Consider the following 15,967-nt stretch of genomic DNA (forward strand, 5'->3'; position numbering starts at 1 on the left):
CAACCAAACGCGCCTCACTAGGCGCGTTTTTTTTATTGATTAATTAAATAGTCAGGATTAACACATTCATTCAGTGGGTTTTTTCGGGTAAAATCCCATGCAAATAAAATATTGGAATACTTATGGAATCTTTTCGTAAAGTTATTAAGGGTTGGCTGGGCAAGGTCTTGCTCGTTCTGTTTTTAACCCCTTTAGCGCTTGTAGGTATTGAAGGATATTTTAGTGGTGGGAACAAAGATACAGCCAAGACGGTAAATGGCACAGATATCTCTAAAAAAGAACTGGAATCTCTGACAAAATCATTCAAAGAACAATATCTCAGTTATGCCAATGGCGATGAAACATTATTAAATCAGGCATTCATTGATCAAAAAGCAATGGATACGCTGGTTGCACGTACAGTTTTGCTGCAACAAGCTGAAAACCTGGGCATCAGCCTCAGTGATCAGCAAATTGAGCAAATGATTGCTCAGCAACCGAGTTTCCAGCAAAATGGTCAATTTTCAAATGCGCTCTATGAAAACTATTTGCGCTCTGTAGGCATGAACAGCCAGCAGCTGATTGCAAGCCTGCGCACTGACCATGCTCTTAAAATGTTGTCATCTACATTTATTGACTATCCATTGGTTAGTAAACTGGAAATTCAGCAGATTGCTGACTTGCAGACTGAACAGCGTCATGTGCATATTGCCAGTGTCAATCTTGAGAACTACAAGAAAAACGTTAAGGTGACTGATGCAGAAATTGCAGCTTATTATGAAAAGCATAAGACTGTATTCAAGCAGCCAACGAGTGTGGATGTAGATTACGTAGTTTTAAAAGCGGGTGATATTAATACCGCTGCTGTTACGGTAACCGATGCCGAACTACAAGATGCCTATAACAGTTTTGTTGCGGCACAAAAATCGACTGCCAAGCCAGAAGTGAAACATATCCTGATCACTGCGGATAACCGTTCTGAAGCTGAAGCGCAAAAACTCGCAACAGATGTAGCAGCTAAGATCAAAGCGGGTACAACATTTGCTCAGGCTGCAGCTCAGTATTCAGAAGATCCTGAATCTAAGGCCAAAGGCGGTGCAATCGCAGTTTATGAAGCGGGTGTGTTCGGTGATGCTTTTGATAAAGCTGTTGCTTCATTACAATCTGGTCAGGTTTCTGCACCCGTGAAAACAGATTATGGTTATCACATCATTGCTGTACAGGCACCTGATGTAGCTGTGCCATCATTTGAATCACAAAAAGCACGTCTGACTGAAGAGGTGCTGGCTTCTAAAAAATCAAATGCATTCTCTGATACTGTGAATAGCCTGAATGATATGGTGGTCAGCAGTGACTCACTGGATGTGGTAACACAAGAAGTTAAAGGTGTTCGCGTACAATCAGCCAAAGGCGTGACATTGTCTACACGGGATCCATTACTCAGTGATGCCAATGTGAAAGTGAAGCTGTTCAATGACGATGTGAAGAATGGTGACCGTAATGTATCATCTAGCATACAGTTGGCAAACGGTGATGTGGCCTGGGTGAAAGTGCGTGATTACCATACAGCAGGTGAGCAATCACTGGCGGAAGCGAAACCACGTGTTAAAGCAGAACTGATTGAAGAAAAAGCGCGAGCTCTTGCAAAAGCCCAGATTCAGAAATCATTGGATGAGTTTAAGACCAAACCTGCTGCTTCTGTAGCAAAAGGTAATCTGGTGTTTGAAGATGCGGGTATCTATACCCGTGCTGAAGGCTTGCTAAAGCGTGATGTACAGCGTGCAGCATTTAGCCTGAAAGCACCTAAAGCTGGATTCTGGTCTGTGACGACTGCAAGCTTGCCTAATGAGCTGGTAGTAGTTGCTGTATCTGAAGTGAAGAAGAATCCGATTGATGTCTTAAGTGAAGAACAGCGTACTGAACTGGCAAAACTTTATGCCCAGTTACGTGGTCAGCAAGAATTTGATGATTATACTCGTTATCTGAAATCGCAAGCGAAAATCAAATAACAGATTTTCCTTTAAAAAAAACCGGCTTTCGAGCCGGTTTTTTTATTTTCTGGGAAAGTTTTTGCTCTATAAGAGCGCCATCTTTAGAGTCAAGGAGGCATTGAAATACTGAAATGTGTTCTAAATTTTGGTAGTAAATTCCCTGATGAGTAAATAAAAAAAGAGGGACATTTTATCCCGCTTTTTTAAATAGTTCGATTTACTCAGCACGAACCTTAATTTCATAGCCGGTATATTTACGGATATTAATAACACCGGTATCCAGGATCAGGTACTGGCCTTTGATACCTTGTAATTTGCCACGGATCACTGGGGTTTTATCCAGATTATGTGATTTGATCTTTTCAGGATAGCTTTCTACCGGATAAATAAACTCGCGTGGGCGTTCTTGTTCCAGAATCTCGACATTTTCATTAAAGTCCAGACTCATGCTGAATTCATCACGAATACTGGTAATTTGTGGTTCGAATTCATCCAGCAGCTGGTCACGGATATCAATCAGGTTAAGGGGCTCAGCCTCACCTTTGAGCAGTTTGCGCCAATCGGTTTTATCGGCAACCTGGGTGCCGAACATGACTTCCATTTGACCTGAAAGACGACGAGAACCTACTTTCATGATGGGTAAGGCTTGCGTTGCACCCTGATCCAGCCAGCGTCCTGGCATATGGTTGACACGGGTAATTCCGACTTTAAGTCCACTAGAGTTAGCTAAATATACAATATGAGGCTGGAAACATACTTCATGCGCAAAGGTGTCTTCACGGCAGGTACCTAAATGATAGTGGCAGCTCTCGGGCTTCATAATACACATGTCACAAGACGCTTTGGTTTTAAAGCATTTGAAGCAGTGACCTTGAGAAAATGATTTTGATGTTTTGGTACCACAAGACACGCAGTAGATATTACCGGTCCAGTCGATCTCGATTTCTTGACCCAGACTAAATGGAAGATCAATTTCTGAACGATCTAATATGAATTTATATTCAACATTTGCCCTGTGTATATCTTGATCAGTTACACTAAGGTTCTTGAGACCGGCATGCATTTTATGGCAAATGCCTTGAAGTTCCATATAAATTACTCACTTAAATCATAAGGATGCTGTTATGGCTGAACAGAATGTCATCACTTCGATGCTAGACGATTTTGCGCAGGAACAGCCCATAAAAACTGCGATTTGTATTGGTCAGGATTTGACCCAGATCAAGTTTAATCAGTCCATTCAATGGCATTATTTTAGCGTATCTGACTTTTTAAGTCTGCCTTTTCAGCAACGTTATGATCTGGGAGTAGTGATGCTAGATACACCTGAAACGAGTGAGTTATCAGATCAATTGATCAGTCAGATATTAGTCAAGCTGCGTGACTTATTTGCAAAACGTCTGGTCGTAGTAAGCCGTTTGCAGGATGAGAAACTACTCCGTTCTTTAGGACTAACCCAACTTATTGATAAAACAACACATAAGGCCGACTTTGCTCTATGGCAATTTAATATTCTGACTTATAAGCATGTACCAGACTGGTTTAATTCCAAATTCTGGGCCAATCCGGAAAATTGGAATAAGTTCCGCTGGTAAGGAAAAAATCTACTAAATTTCATTGCAAATATTAACATATTCATCCATTTCAACCTTCTGTTCAGCACGTATGCTGTAAGAAAGATTGACAGGATAAGCAGTATGACAAACCTCAGTAATATTGTAGAGATGCTGGCCAAGCAGGCCTTGGGCGGTAGTCAGCAACAGCAGAATACCAATCAGCATCAATCCCAAAACCAGTCGCAACAGTCACAAGGTGGGTTGGGTGGAATTCTTGGTGCCGTACTTGGACAGTTAAATCCGGGTAATACGCATCAAACTGGTCAATCCCAGCAAGGCGGCTTGGGCGGGATTTTAGGTTCTGTATTGAGTCAACTGGGTGGTGCTGGTCAGTCACAGCAGCAGCCAAATCAGCAGACGCATCAGCAACCTCGATCATCAGGATTGGGTGCAGGTGGAACCAAGACCTTGCTTATTGCCGTATTGCCATTGGTACTTGCTTGGATTCAAAAGCAGGGTGGTTTACAGGGAGCATTGGATAAGCTGAAAGGTCAAGGCTTAAACAGTCAGGTTGATGACTGGGTGTCTACAGGTCCTGGTGAGAATGCGCCCGTGGATAACCAGCAGTTACAGCTGTTATTTGATGATCAGGAGGTGGAACAGGTGGCGGAGCAGGTGCATGCCCCAAAGCAGGATGTATATAGCGCCATTTCCAAAGTCTTACCGCAGATAATTGATTCATTAACTCCGCAGGGTGAGCAAACCAGCAAGCAGGAAGCCAATAATGATATTCAGAATGTCCTGAATATGGTGTCAGGTTTCTTAAAGCGTTAACTGAAATTTCTTTAAAAAAAGCCCGGCTATAAATGCCGGGTTTTTTTGTATTTTTATAAATTATGAGTGTTCCAAATCCAAGCTAAACAGACGATTAGATTTGCTGATTTTTTTGGCAACATAATGTGATTTGCGCAGACGTATTAAAATAATCTGAGATTGGAATTCTAGCTCACCAAATTCCGGCTCCACCTGCACATAATGTAGCTGACCAAATTCATCCCTTACACGGGCTTGAGCTGAAAATCCGGGACGAGCATTGCCACTGGAAATGGTTGCCAGACGACCAATCAGATTGACATGGTGCTTTTTGTATTTAGGTGGAATCACCTGATCCAGACAGTGAATCATAAATACTGTAAAAAAAATTGCAATAATCAACGCAGGAATAATCAGGTAATACGCCGGTAGAAATTCCTGTTCCTGAGAATAGATCAGCAGTTGCAGCACATAACCGGCAACACTGAAATTCATCAGCAGGAAAAATACAATTAAGATTTTCGAAAATTTAACATTAAGCAGGTCGAGATTGCGGAAGTAGAAAGGGGAAATCTGTTTCAAAAATTTCGTCGGGCGAATTTTGAATAAATAACCTAAGGTTTCTACCACGCCCAGCAAAATCACAGCGAATAAACTTAAATGAAAAGGCATCAAGTTATAGTCTAGGAAAAATGCCGGCATGGTAGCGTCCAATTTCAGAGTTATTCTGTGAGGTAAATCCCACCATCAGAATGCACGTTAATCTCTACTTTTTCAAGTGCTTGACCTTGACATGGACCAGAAATACATTCTCCGGTTTCAACCAGGAATAAAGCACCATGGGTTGAACACTCAATAAATTCCTGATCACGATCTAGAAACTGGTTTTCCAGAAACTCCAGTTCAACCTGCAAGTGTGGACACAGGTTCTGGTAAGCATAGAACATACCATCGCGTTGAGTAATGAAAATGGTGTCGCCATTTGGCGTTTCAAAAGAACGTGCTTCACGTTCCGGGATGTCTTCGGTCATGCAAATTTTAAACATTAAGCGCATTCCTTTTGGAAGTTTTCCAATAACGCAGCATAGTCAGCAATGGCCAGACGTGGGCCAAATTGTGAAACCACCTGACTTGAAATCAGAATTGCCAATTCAGCTGCAACTTTCCAGCCTAGGCCTGCATTCAGTGCATACAGGAAAGCACCGGCAAAGGCATCACCAGCACCATTGGTATCAACTGCAGTTACAGCACGACCCGGTACAGTAAAGCTTTGACCTTCATTGCAGATCAACGCGCCTGTGGCTGACAATGTAATGACAATGTGTTGGCTGATTTCTTGCAATTTAACTAAAGCGGCTTCAATCGTTTCAGTCTCAGTGTACATCAAAGCTTCCTGTTCATTGCAGAACAATAGATCTACGCCATCTGCAATCATTTCGTCCAGGCCGGCACGTGCATATTGCACCATGGCTGGATCAGACAAGGTTAAAGCAATTTTCGCATCACTGGCACGGGCAATGGTACGTGCCTGTTCTACAGCATGACGGGCAGTTTCTGAAGTCGACAGATAACCTTCAAGATATAGCCATTTTGCAGTTTTGAGAGGTGTGAAATCAATTTGAACGTCAGTCAGTTCCGCAGTGATACCCAAATAAGTATGCATGGTACGTTCTGAATCTGGACTTACCAGTACCATACAGGTACCAGTAACACCTTCACTGATTGAACGGGTTGTGGTTTGTATGCCGGCTTCATTTAAACCATCCAGGTAGATTTGACCCAGATCATCATTCCCGACACGGCAGGCATAGAAAGCTGAACCACCGAGCGCAGCAAAAGCCACAGTCGTGTTTGCAGCTGAACCACCAGATGCCTGGCCTTTATAGTTTTGCGTGGCTTTCAGGTTCTCATACAGCGCAGCTTGTGTTTCACCATCAGTCAGTTGCATGGTGCCTTTTTGCAGGTTGTGTGCAGTTAAAAAGTCGTCAGATACTTTAAATTCCTGGTCAATTAGCGCATTACCAATTGCAAAAAGATCAACATTTGCCATGTCAGAGAGTCACATTCAAAAAACGAAAGTCATAAGTTTACACGAATGCTCAGGTTTGCTATAGGGTGTTAAATCATTTTCAAAAAGTTTTAGGGTATGCTGTAAGGCATTCATTTCGCACTTTGGTCGAATTAAAGCAGATAAATTTCGTAATCCTGCGGTCGTGCCATTGATTTAAATAGCGGATTTTATTTATAAGTGTTATATCACCTGTAACTGCATATTCATGCAAATGCAGGTTGAGCCGAGACTACAATTTCTGACAGTGTGTATATATGGATATTAAAATCGTAAAAGCCGAGCAATTACCAGATCAAATCGAAACTTTTGCTGCTCTGGCAAAAAAGGAAGGCTATGATTTAATTGAGAAATTAGTTGAAGAATATCGCACAGGAAAAAACTCCTTCAGTAAAGATAATGAATATCTTGCTGTGGCTTATGATGGAAACAAGCTGATTGCTTGTGGCGGTTTGAACCAGCAATGGGGACCAGATGGTGTGGAAGAGCGTATTGGCCGTGTACGTCGTTTCTATGTACATCCGAAATATCGCCAGCATGGAGTAGGCAAGCAATTACTGGCTTATCTGGAACAGTTAGCACGTCCGCATTATTCTGCACTTTGCCTGCATACTGAAACCAAACTGGCGGCGAGCTTTTACCAGAAGCAAAATTATGTGTTTGTCGAAAACCATCCGAATTACAATTACTTTAAATATCTGATCTAGCCGATTTTCAATTTTACAAATACGGTTCATAAACTTGGTGATTCAATTTCTGAATGACCAAGTTTACTTAATTCGATCAAAATGATCGGTTTTCAGCGTGAATAATAACAAAAACTACAGCTATAATGCGATCAGTTGTTTTTTATCTAAAAATTAGGAGATCGCATGACTGTAGATGTCACTGAAACCATTTCACAAACTGTACATCCTGCGTTTCAGTTGGTACGTCAACACCATGTTGAAGCTTTAGACATTTTAGTGTCTGAATATAAACATAATGTGACCGGCGCCATTCATTATCACCTGGCGACCAATCACGATGAAAATGTCTTTTTAGTGGCTTTCCGTACGCAGCCAATGGACTCTAAAGGCGAAGCGCATATTCTTGAACATACCGCGCTTTGCGGTTCAGAAAAATTTCCGGTACGTGATCCATTCTTCCTCATGATTCGACGTTCCCTGAACACGTTCATGAATGCCTTTACTGCGGCGGACTGGACAGCTTATCCGTTTGCCACCCAGAATGATAAAGACTTCCAGAACCTGTTAGAAGTATATATGGATGCTGCTTTTGCAGCGAACCTGAATCCGCTGGATTTTGCCCAGGAAGGGATCCGTATTGAGCTGGAAAATGGTGAACCGGTTTACAAAGGTGTTGTGTTTAATGAAATGAAAGGTGCAATGAGTTCACCTTCAGATCAGCTCTATCATACGCTGGCGCATTACCTGTTCCCGGATACCACCTATCACTACAACTCAGGTGGTGATCCTAAAGATATTCCAGATCTGACTTACCAGGAATTAGTTGATTTCTATAAGTCACATTACCACCCAAGTAATGCGGTATTCATGACCTTTGGCAAGAAGTCAGCTTATGAACTGCAAGAACAGTTTGAAAACTTGGCACTGTCTAAATTTGAACAGGGTGAGACTTTATACTCCACACCTGAAACCCGTTTGTCTGCACCGGTATCAGTGACTGATACTTATGCAGTTGATGCAGAGGATTTACGTGATAAAACCTATCACGTTATTTCCTGGTTACTACCGGAAGCAAGCGAAATCAAACTTCGTCTGGGTATGCGTTTGGTAGAAGGTATCCTGTTAGAAGATTCGGCATCTCCACTACGTCATTATCTGGAAACCTGTGGTTATGCAGATGCAACAGGCCCATTTATGGGGGTGGATGACTCTAACTTTGAAATGACTTTCTATTGCGCAGTTCAAGGCTCAAATCCAGAACATGCTGAAGAATTTAAAAATGGCGTATTCAAGATTCTGGAAGATGTTGCTACGAAACCGGTAGATCAACAAGCAGTAGATGCGATTCTGCATCAGATTGAATTGCATCAGCGTGAAATCAATGGTGATGGTACGCCATATGGCTTAAGCCTGATCCTGAACGGTTTAGGTAGCGCAATTCATCACCGTGATCCGGTTGAAGTCTGGGATGTGGATTCTGCAATTGCCGCAGTTAAAGAAGAACTGAAAGACCCGATGTGGCTGTCTAATCTGATCAAAGAACATCTGATTGATAACCCGCACCGTGTGCAACTGACACTGGTTCCAGATGCGACCAAATCTGTCAAAGAGGCCGAAGCGGAAAAAGCACGACTGGCAGAAATTGGCAAGACACTGACTGAAGAACAAAAAGCTGAAATCGTTGCGCAGACTGAAGCTTTAAAAGTTCGTCAAGATACACCGGATGACCTGAACCTGTTACCTAAGGTTGGCCTGGAAGATGTGCCTGCTGAAATGCAGATCGTACAAGGTCAGTTGCGTGAAGTGATTTCCAATGGCATCGATACGCCATTAAACCTTTATTATGCTGGTACCAATGGTATTTATTACCAACAAGTCTTGGTACAGATTCCTGATGAAGTGGTGCAATCGCCATATTTTAACCTGCTGTCGATTCTGGTTGGTGAAGTGGGTGCGGGCGAATATGATTATCTTGAATTCCAGCAAATCCAGACTGCTGTTAGCGGCGGATTGGGTATGGGAGCTTCATTACGTTCAAAAGTAGATGACAAGAATAAGATTTCTGCCTGGTTAACGCTCACAACTAAATCTCTGGTAAATAACCTGCAAGCGATTCAGTTGCTGAAAACCGGTTTTGAGCAGCTTCGTTTTGATGAAAAAGGCCGTATTATCGAATTACTGCAACAGCGTAAAACACGTTGGCATTCACGTATTTCGGGTTCAGGACATAGCTATGCGATGCAGGTAGCTTCACGTCAGCACAGTGCTTTAGCGACCCGTGATTATCATAACACTGGTCTTGGTGCATTGAACTGGCTGATGAATCTGGTTGCTCAGATTGAGAAAGATGAAGCTGCTTACGATGCCATGATTGAAGAGCTGAAACGCATTCATCGTATTTTACTGCAAGCTCCAAAACAGTTCTTACTGGTTTGTGAAGAACCGCAAGCGGACCATCTGGTAGAAGAAGTTCAGAATGTTTGGGATAAAGTTGCTGTGGACCGTAATCCGGTACAACTTGCTCAAACTGAAAAAGTATTGAATGAAGCAGATGAGGCATGGCTGATTCAGGCCAATGTTCAGTTCTGTGCAGCAGCTTATCCGGCAGTGGAAGTATCTCATCCTGATGCAGCACCATTGATGGTCTTGGCAGGCTATTTGCGTAATGGATACCTGCATAGTGCGATCCGTGAAAAAGGCGGTGCTTATGGTGGCGGTGCCAGCTATGACGGTAATGCCTGTTCATTCCGTTTCTACAGCTACCGTGATCCACGTTTAGCAGAGACTTTCAAGGACTTTGATGCAAGTGTTCAGTGGCTATTAAATGCGGAACAACAGCCACATCAACTGGAAGAAGCGATTCTGGGTCTGATTGCCAGCATGGATAAGCCGGGTTCACCAGCAGGTGAGGCAATTACAGCTTGTTATGCTTACCTGCATCAGCGTACTCCAGCATTCCGTAAGCAGTTACGTGAACGTCTGCTCAATGTGACGCTGGACGACCTGAAACGTGTGGCTCAGCAATATCTGGTAGAACAACAGCCGTCGCGTGCTGTGGTTGCACCAGTAGCAAAACGTGAAGCACTGGAACAGCTCGGATTTGTGATCCAACAAGTTCAATAAAAGAAAAAAGGAAAATTGAATGGCGCTTAATTCGTTTAAGCGCCCAACTTTGCAGCTGAGCATTTTGCTGGGCTGTATGGGTGGGGCGCAGGGGTATGCAGAAGAAAATCAAACAACTATTCCCAGCAGTCCGATGCCAGCAACGGCTGAGGCCTGTGCCGCGGTAGAAACCAGTGCAGAACGTCTAGCGTGTTATGATGCTTTGTTCAAAGTACCAGAAGCTGAAAGAGTGGTACTGGTATCTGAACGTCGCGCAGCTGCTGAACTTGCGCCTGAACCCGATAACCTGAAAGCTAGAATTGATAAAACTGTTTCTACGGTAACGATCAGTGAAGGCTCGCCACTGAAACCAAACCTGTCTTTATTGGACAGCCGTTGGGAACTTTCACCGGAAAGTAAACTGGGTACTTGGAATATCCGTTCTTATCAGCCGGTGTATGTATTACCAGGATTTTGGACCTCTGAGAAAAATGAGTTTCCTGAAAGTCCGAATGAACGTAATACGGTAACAGAAGATCAGAACCTGAAATCCATGGAAGCCAAGTTTCAGCTTTCACTAAAAACCAAAGCAGTAGAAAATATTTTTGGTAATAATGGTGATATCTGGCTGGCGTATACCCAGTCTTCACGCTGGCAAGTATATAACTCTGAAGAATCACGTCCATTCCGTGAAACCAATTATGAACCAGAAGCCAGTATTGTATTCCGAACCAATTACGATTTATTTGGTCTGGACTGGCGTATGCTAGGTCTGACCATTAATCATCAGTCCAATGGCCGTTCCGATCCACTATCACGTAGCTGGAACCGGGTGATGCTGAATCTGGGCTTTGAGCGTAATAACTTTGCCCTGATGCTACGTCCTTGGTATCGTTTTGAAGAAGACTTGCCAGATGATAATAATCCGGATATCGTCGACTATGTCGGTCGTGGCGATTTGACTGCATTTTATCGCTGGAAAGATCATGACTTTTCACTTATGTTGCGACATACCTTAAAAGGCGGTGATGACAGTCGTGGTGCAGCGCAATTTGACTGGTCATTCCCGATCAGTGGTCGTCTGCGTGGACATTTTCAGCTGTTTGATGGCTACGGTGAAAGCCTGATCGACTATAACCATAAGGCGACGTATGTCGGCTTGGGTGTTTCGTTGATGAACTGGTTCTAACAAGCATTATCATCAAAAAATCCACGTGCTGACATGGATTTTTTGTTTTATATCGAAATTACCCAACCTGAATTTCTGAAGGTGGATGTTTAAGGCGGCTCTTTTTCGGTGTGGCAATAAAATAGGCCAAGGTCAAAGGGCCTAAACGACCTGCAAACATTAACAGCATCAGAATCAACAGACTGGCTGGCTGTAATTCAGAAGTGATGCCACGAGACAACCCAACTGTACATGCGGCAGAAACCGTTTCAAACAGCAGATCCAGAAAGTCCTGATCTGGCTCCAGAATAAGCAGACTCATAAATCCGGTTGCAATCAGGAGAGCAGTAATACAGACCACTGCCAATGCTTTAAAGGTGGTTTTCTCTGGAATCGAATGCTTGAATAAACGAATTTCATCTTCACGCCGTAGGAAGCTAATTACACTAATCACTACAATGATAAAAGTTCCGACCTTAATGCCACCTGCGGTACTTAAAGAACCACCACCAATAAACATCAGGAACATGGTAACTAAGGTGGATGCATTGGTCAGCTGATCCATCGGCAGGCTGTTAAAACCTGAAGAACGCGGTACTGTGGCATGGAACCAGGCATTGACCGCCTGATCGCCCATACTCATCAATGCCAGTGTTTGAGGATTAGAAGCTTCCAGAATCCAGATCAGGATAAAGGCAGAAAGATTCAGTGCAGCAATGGTACTCAAAATCAGCTTACTGTTGGTACTCAGTTTGCGCCAGCGTTTATGCTGTCGTACATCCATCAACACCAGAAAGCCAATGCCGCCAATGATATACAGCATGCTAATGGTGAAGGTAATAAAATACTGATCGGCAAAGCTCATTAGACTATTCGGGAACAGGGAAAAGCCACCATTGTTAAAGGCAGAAATACTATAAAAGGAAGCGTAGAAAAAAGCCTGGGCAAAGTTATAGTCCTGTAGCCAGGCAATAGTCAGAATTACTGTGCCAATTGCTTCAAAGAACAGCGAATATAGAAACACACCTTTAATGGTAGTACTGATCTTTTTCAGGCTGGTCTGACCGATGGACTCCTGAGCCATGACCTGTTGCCTTAGTCCCATTTTAGGCGCCAGACTCATGGCAGCCAGAATGGCAAAGGTCATAAAGCCGAGTCCGCCACATTGCAGGAGAATCATGATTACGATCTTGCCGAAGACCGTATAAGCTTCTCCGACATTGACCACAGACAAACCAGTAATGGTCACCGCAGAAGTTGCAGTAAAAACAGCCTGAAACCAAGTGACATCACCATGATGAGAAACTGGCAGTATTAACAAGATTGAACCAACCAGAATCAATGCCAGAAATCCCAATGCGATAATGCTGGGTGGACTGAGGTTAATAGTCCGGTTTTTATGAGCAGTTATTTTCATAGATTTTTAAAATGTTTGGACAGGCGACGTAAAGGTTCCAGCAAGCCCTCAACAAGCAGAATATCACCTTCTTTAAGAATAAGATGCGGGTCGAGGATATATTGAACCACGGGGCCACGCTTGTGCAGAATGGTTTTAATTTCTGATGCATGATCCATCAGCTGATTGAGTTTGATACCACTTTGTTCGGTATGAATCTCAATTTTTACCAGATAACGATTATCCTCAAGCGCCATATAGCGGCTGACCATCGGATAACTTAAGGATTGCGCGATCCGAACGCCCATATCTTCCTCGGGATGAATAATCTTATCCACCCCAAGATGAGTCAGGATCATATGATGGGCTTTGGACTTGGATTTGGCCCAGATTTTTTTAACTCCCATATTTTTGAGGTGTAGGACGCAGAGAATACTGGCTTCAATATCTTCACCAATCGCCACCACCACCGCTTCACAGTTTTGAACATTTAGTTCGTCCAGCACATGTTCATCCGTGGCATCTGCAATCACGGCATGGGTGAGTTCATCTGAAATGCTTTCGACATATTTTTTATTCAGGTCGATGCCAATTACTTCATGTTTGAGTGACATCAGTTGTGTGGCAACAGTGGCACCGAAACTTCCTAAACCGATCACAGCAAACAGTGCCATGTATTTTTCCTAAAGTTGCTGCGCTTATACATGCGCTTTCTATTAATTTACGTGCTTATCTTAGTGCTTAATTAATTTTTCAGCTATTTGCTTTACATAAATATTATCAAAGACCTGCGTTCTTATTTGCTTATATCAAAAAACCGCCTCGAAAGACGGTTTTGATTGTTTGGATATCAGAATCAGAAATTATTTCAGGAAGCGTTGATAACCCAGGTTATTGGTAATCTCGTCATATGGATAGGTGATACTCTCCAGAGTTTCTATCAAACCGTCTGGATTCTGTTTTGCATCTTCCGCTTCCAAGCCGACCAGTACGCGACCTTCAGCCGCACCGTGGTTGCGGTAGTGGAACAGGGTGATGTTATGAGTTGGGCCTAGACGTTCAAGGAAAGTCAATAATGCACCTGGGCGCTCCGGGAATTCGACACGGAACAGACGTTCATTTTCAATGTCTGCATGACCACCAATTAAATAACGGATGTGCAGTTTTGCTACTTCGTCGTCAGACAGATCATCAACGTCATACTGGAATTTCAGGTTTTCATAAATTTCCTGACGTTCTTTTTCGCCATTTTTCAGGCTAATACCCACGAAGACCTGAGCTGCAGTTGCATCGCTGGCACGGTAGTTAAACTCGGTGATGTTGCGGCCTTGCAGGGCACGACAGAAACTCAAGAAAGCGCCTTTCTGTTCAGGAATAGTCACGGCAAAGATTGCTTCTTTACGCTCACCGAGTTCAGTACGTTCCGCGATATAGCGTAAACGGTCAAAGTTCATGTTGGCACCACAAACAATGGACACGATATTTTTACCTTGAATGCCGTGTTCAGCCACGTATTTTTTAATCCCTGCCAACGCCATTGCACCAGATGGTTCTACAATACTACGGCATTCGTCATAGGTATCTTTAATTGCTGCACAGACTTCATCAGTATTGACCAGTACCACATCAGGTTCAACAATTGGACCAGAATTATCTGATTTTTGCAGGCGGATGACCTCAAAAGGTTTTTCACCAATTTGTGCCACTGCAGTACCATCGGCAAATAAACCGACAGATGGAAGAATCACACGTTCATTGGCTTCTAAGGCCGCTTTTAAGCACGCGGATTCATCATATTCCACAGGAATAACTTTGACATGCGGAGCAACATCTCCCAAGTACGCTGCAACACCGGCAATCAGACCACCACCACCAACAGCAACGAAGACATATTCTACATCACGCCATTGACGCAAAATTTCATTGGCAATGGTGCCTTGACCGGCCATCACCAGTTCATCGTCATAAGGTGGAATAAAGGTCATGCCATCTTCTTCGGCACGTTGAATCGCATATTTATTGGCAACGTCGAATGAATCACCGTGCAATACGACTTCGCCACCTAAGCGTTTTACCGCCTGAACCTTGATATCAGGCGTAGTTTTTGGCATCACGATAATCGCGCGAATCCCCAGCTTTTTCCCTGACAGCGCCACACCTTGGGCATGGTTGCCTGCTGAAGCTGTGATAACGCCACGTTCGAGTTGTGATTTCGGTAATTGACTAATACGGTTATAAGCACCGCGTAGCTTGAATGAAAAAACCGGTTGTAAATCTTCACGTTTAAAGCGAATGTTATTATTTAAGCGCTCGCTAATTCGTGGCGCTGCTTCGAGTGGGGTTTCGATTGCAACATCGTATACAGTTGCTTGTAAAATTTGTCGAACCAAACGAGACAGCATGTTAATTTTCCATCTAACAGTTTAAAATAAGCACTTATTGTAACAAACCACGCGGCTTTGCGGTTTAAAATTACTGCAAAAGTCCAAATTAGTTGAGTGATGTCATGAGTCTATATGCAACCCAAGATGAGAAAAAGCAAGCTGCAGCCAAAGCAGCGTTAAAGCACTTACCAAAAGGGGGCATTTTAGGCGTCGGTACTGGGAGTACTGTCAACTTCTTAATCGAACTTTTGCCTGAACTTCAATTGGAAGCAGCAGTTGCAAGTTCTGAAGCCACTGCACAACGCCTTAAAAAATTAGGCATTGAGGTTGTTGATATGAATAGCGTAGGCGGTCTGGATGCCTATGTCGATGGTGCGGATGAAATCGACCGCCATATGCACATGATCAAAGGTGGCGGTGCTGCGCTGACACGTGAAAAAATTGTTGCATCTATTGCGAAAAAATTCGTTTGTATCGTCGATGATTCTAAGTGGGTGGAACAGTTAGGTCGTGAATTCCCGCTTCCTGTAGAAGTGATTCCAATGGCACGTTCTGCAGTCGCACGTAAAATTGTTGCTTTAGGGGGGGACCCTGCATACCGTGAAGGCGTAATCACTGATAACGGTAATGTAATTTTGGATGTTTATAACTTAAACATTTTGAATGCATTAGAGTTAGAAAAAACTTTGAATGACATTCCAGGTGTTGTTTGTAACGGTATCTTTGCCTTAAATAAAGCTGATATTGCTGTGGTTGCTACTGATAACGGTATTGAAGAGCGTACTGCGGTTTAATTAAACTTTCTAAAAAAATCCCCCTAA

At 43.2% G+C, this 15,967-nt stretch carries 14 protein-coding genes; 7 read left to right on the forward strand and 7 right to left on the reverse strand.

The genetic code is table 11. The features are described from left to right. Positions 1-122: 122 nt before the first annotated feature. Positions 123-1,988, forward strand: coding sequence for a SurA N-terminal domain-containing protein (locus tag C8322_RS06745; RefSeq protein WP_111810468.1), 1,866 nt, complete (start codon positions 123-125; stop codon positions 1,986-1,988). A gap of 199 nt (positions 1,989-2,187) precedes the next feature. Here C8322_RS06745 and C8322_RS06750 read toward each other — a convergent pair whose 3' ends face one another. Then, the gene (locus tag C8322_RS06750) at positions 2,188-3,060 is read right to left on the reverse strand and encodes a DUF2797 domain-containing protein (protein WP_004894506.1); all 873 of its coding nucleotides are present in this window, start codon (positions 3,058-3,060) and stop codon (positions 2,188-2,190) included. Positions 3,061-3,094: 34 nt separating this feature from the next. Between C8322_RS06750 and C8322_RS06755 the strand changes: the two genes are divergently transcribed. Together C8322_RS06755 and C8322_RS06760 are read left to right on the forward strand one after the other, a co-directional pair. Beyond that, positions 3,095-3,565 (forward strand): DUF6231 family protein, encoded by a 471-nt coding sequence (locus C8322_RS06755; protein ID WP_004894508.1) that lies wholly within the window; start codon positions 3,095-3,097, stop codon positions 3,563-3,565. A gap of 102 nt (positions 3,566-3,667) precedes the next feature. Beyond that, the gene (locus tag C8322_RS06760) at positions 3,668-4,360 is read left to right on the forward strand and encodes a YidB family protein (RefSeq protein ID WP_008305223.1); all 693 of its coding nucleotides are present in this window, start codon (positions 3,668-3,670) and stop codon (positions 4,358-4,360) included. A gap of 60 nt (positions 4,361-4,420) precedes the next feature. On the opposite strand, the gene C8322_RS06765 is transcribed toward C8322_RS06760, so the two are convergent. The 3 genes from C8322_RS06765 to C8322_RS06775 are packed head-to-tail and all read right to left on the reverse strand — an operon-like array spanning position 4,421 to position 6,389. Continuing rightward, on the reverse strand, positions 4,421-5,041 hold the full coding sequence (locus C8322_RS06765) for an OB-fold-containig protein (protein WP_008305221.1): 621 nt from the start codon (positions 5,039-5,041) through the stop codon (positions 4,421-4,423). Positions 5,042-5,061: 20 nt separating this feature from the next. Further along, positions 5,062-5,370, reverse strand: a complete 309-nt coding sequence (locus C8322_RS06770; protein ID WP_008305220.1) for a Rieske (2Fe-2S) protein — start codon at positions 5,368-5,370, stop codon at positions 5,062-5,064. Positions 5,371-5,384: 14 nt separating this feature from the next. Then, complete coding sequence (locus C8322_RS06775; RefSeq protein WP_111810469.1) at positions 5,385-6,389, reverse strand: adenosine kinase; 1,005 nt, start codon at positions 6,387-6,389, stop codon at positions 5,385-5,387. 275 nt (positions 6,390-6,664) lie between these two features. Here C8322_RS06775 and C8322_RS06780 point away from each other — a divergent pair, with 275 nt between their 5' ends. The 3 genes from C8322_RS06780 to C8322_RS06790 all read left to right on the forward strand — a co-directional run bounded on the left by C8322_RS06780 (position 6,665) and on the right by C8322_RS06790 (position 11,387). Then, entirely contained in the window at positions 6,665-7,114 is a 450-nt protein-coding gene (locus C8322_RS06780) for a GNAT family N-acetyltransferase (protein ID WP_004812759.1), read from the forward strand. Positions 7,115-7,279: 165 nt separating this feature from the next. Further along, entirely contained in the window at positions 7,280-10,219 is a 2,940-nt protein-coding gene (locus C8322_RS06785) for an insulinase family protein (RefSeq protein ID WP_111810470.1), read from the forward strand. Positions 10,220-10,238: 19 nt separating this feature from the next. Next, positions 10,239-11,387, forward strand: a complete 1,149-nt coding sequence (locus tag C8322_RS06790) for a phospholipase A (protein WP_111810471.1) — start codon at positions 10,239-10,241, stop codon at positions 11,385-11,387. Positions 11,388-11,445: 58 nt separating this feature from the next. On the opposite strand, the gene C8322_RS06795 is transcribed toward C8322_RS06790, so the two are convergent. The 3 genes from C8322_RS06795 to ilvA all read right to left on the reverse strand — a co-directional run bounded on the left by C8322_RS06795 (position 11,446) and on the right by ilvA (position 15,164). Continuing rightward, positions 11,446-12,783 carry a TrkH family potassium uptake protein gene (locus C8322_RS06795; RefSeq protein ID WP_076753471.1) on the reverse strand — a complete coding sequence of 446 codons (1,338 nt, stop codon included), beginning with the start codon at positions 12,781-12,783 and terminating at the stop codon, positions 11,446-11,448. Beyond that, positions 12,780-13,436, reverse strand: coding sequence for a potassium channel family protein (locus C8322_RS06800; protein WP_004812766.1), 657 nt, complete (start codon positions 13,434-13,436; stop codon positions 12,780-12,782). Before C8322_RS06800 ends, C8322_RS06795 begins: the two co-directional genes overlap by 4 nt. Before the next feature lie 189 nt (positions 13,437-13,625). Continuing rightward, positions 13,626-15,164: a threonine ammonia-lyase, biosynthetic gene (ilvA, locus tag C8322_RS06805; protein WP_004812768.1), complete on the reverse strand. Its 1,539-nt coding sequence runs from the start codon at positions 15,162-15,164 to the stop codon at positions 13,626-13,628. A gap of 104 nt (positions 15,165-15,268) precedes the next feature. On the opposite strand from ilvA, the gene rpiA reads away from it, so the two are divergent. After that, positions 15,269-15,940 (forward strand): ribose-5-phosphate isomerase RpiA, encoded by a 672-nt coding sequence (gene rpiA / locus C8322_RS06810; protein WP_005221821.1) that lies wholly within the window; start codon positions 15,269-15,271, stop codon positions 15,938-15,940. Positions 15,941-15,967: the final 27 nt, after the last annotated feature.

Origin of the sequence: Acinetobacter sp. SM1B, assembly GCF_003289665.1 — a bacterium.
Lineage (GTDB): Bacteria > Pseudomonadota > Gammaproteobacteria > Pseudomonadales > Moraxellaceae > Acinetobacter > Acinetobacter schindleri.

Coding starts and splice junctions, on each gene's coding strand:
- C8322_RS06745 (WP_111810468.1), top strand. CDS start 123: ATGGAATCTTTTCGTAAAGTTATTAAGGGTTGGCTGGGCAAGGTCTTG.
- C8322_RS06750 (WP_004894506.1), bottom strand. CDS start 3,060: ATGGAACTTCAAGGCATTTGCCATAAAATGCATGCCGGTCTCAAGAAC.
- C8322_RS06755 (WP_004894508.1), top strand. CDS start 3,095: ATGGCTGAACAGAATGTCATCACTTCGATGCTAGACGATTTTGCGCAG.
- C8322_RS06760 (WP_008305223.1), top strand. CDS start 3,668: ATGACAAACCTCAGTAATATTGTAGAGATGCTGGCCAAGCAGGCCTTG.
- C8322_RS06765 (WP_008305221.1), bottom strand. CDS start 5,041: ATGCCGGCATTTTTCCTAGACTATAACTTGATGCCTTTTCATTTAAGT.
- C8322_RS06770 (WP_008305220.1), bottom strand. CDS start 5,370: ATGACCGAAGACATCCCGGAACGTGAAGCACGTTCTTTTGAAACGCCA.
- C8322_RS06775 (WP_111810469.1), bottom strand. CDS start 6,389: ATGGCAAATGTTGATCTTTTTGCAATTGGTAATGCGCTAATTGACCAG.
- C8322_RS06780 (WP_004812759.1), top strand. CDS start 6,665: ATGGATATTAAAATCGTAAAAGCCGAGCAATTACCAGATCAAATCGAA.
- C8322_RS06785 (WP_111810470.1), top strand. CDS start 7,280: ATGACTGTAGATGTCACTGAAACCATTTCACAAACTGTACATCCTGCG.
- C8322_RS06790 (WP_111810471.1), top strand. CDS start 10,239: ATGGCGCTTAATTCGTTTAAGCGCCCAACTTTGCAGCTGAGCATTTTG.
- C8322_RS06795 (WP_076753471.1), bottom strand. CDS start 12,783: ATGAAAATAACTGCTCATAAAAACCGGACTATTAACCTCAGTCCACCC.
- C8322_RS06800 (WP_004812766.1), bottom strand. CDS start 13,436: ATGGCACTGTTTGCTGTGATCGGTTTAGGAAGTTTCGGTGCCACTGTT.
- ilvA (WP_004812768.1), bottom strand. CDS start 15,164: ATGCTGTCTCGTTTGGTTCGACAAATTTTACAAGCAACTGTATACGAT.
- rpiA (WP_005221821.1), top strand. CDS start 15,269: ATGAGTCTATATGCAACCCAAGATGAGAAAAAGCAAGCTGCAGCCAAA.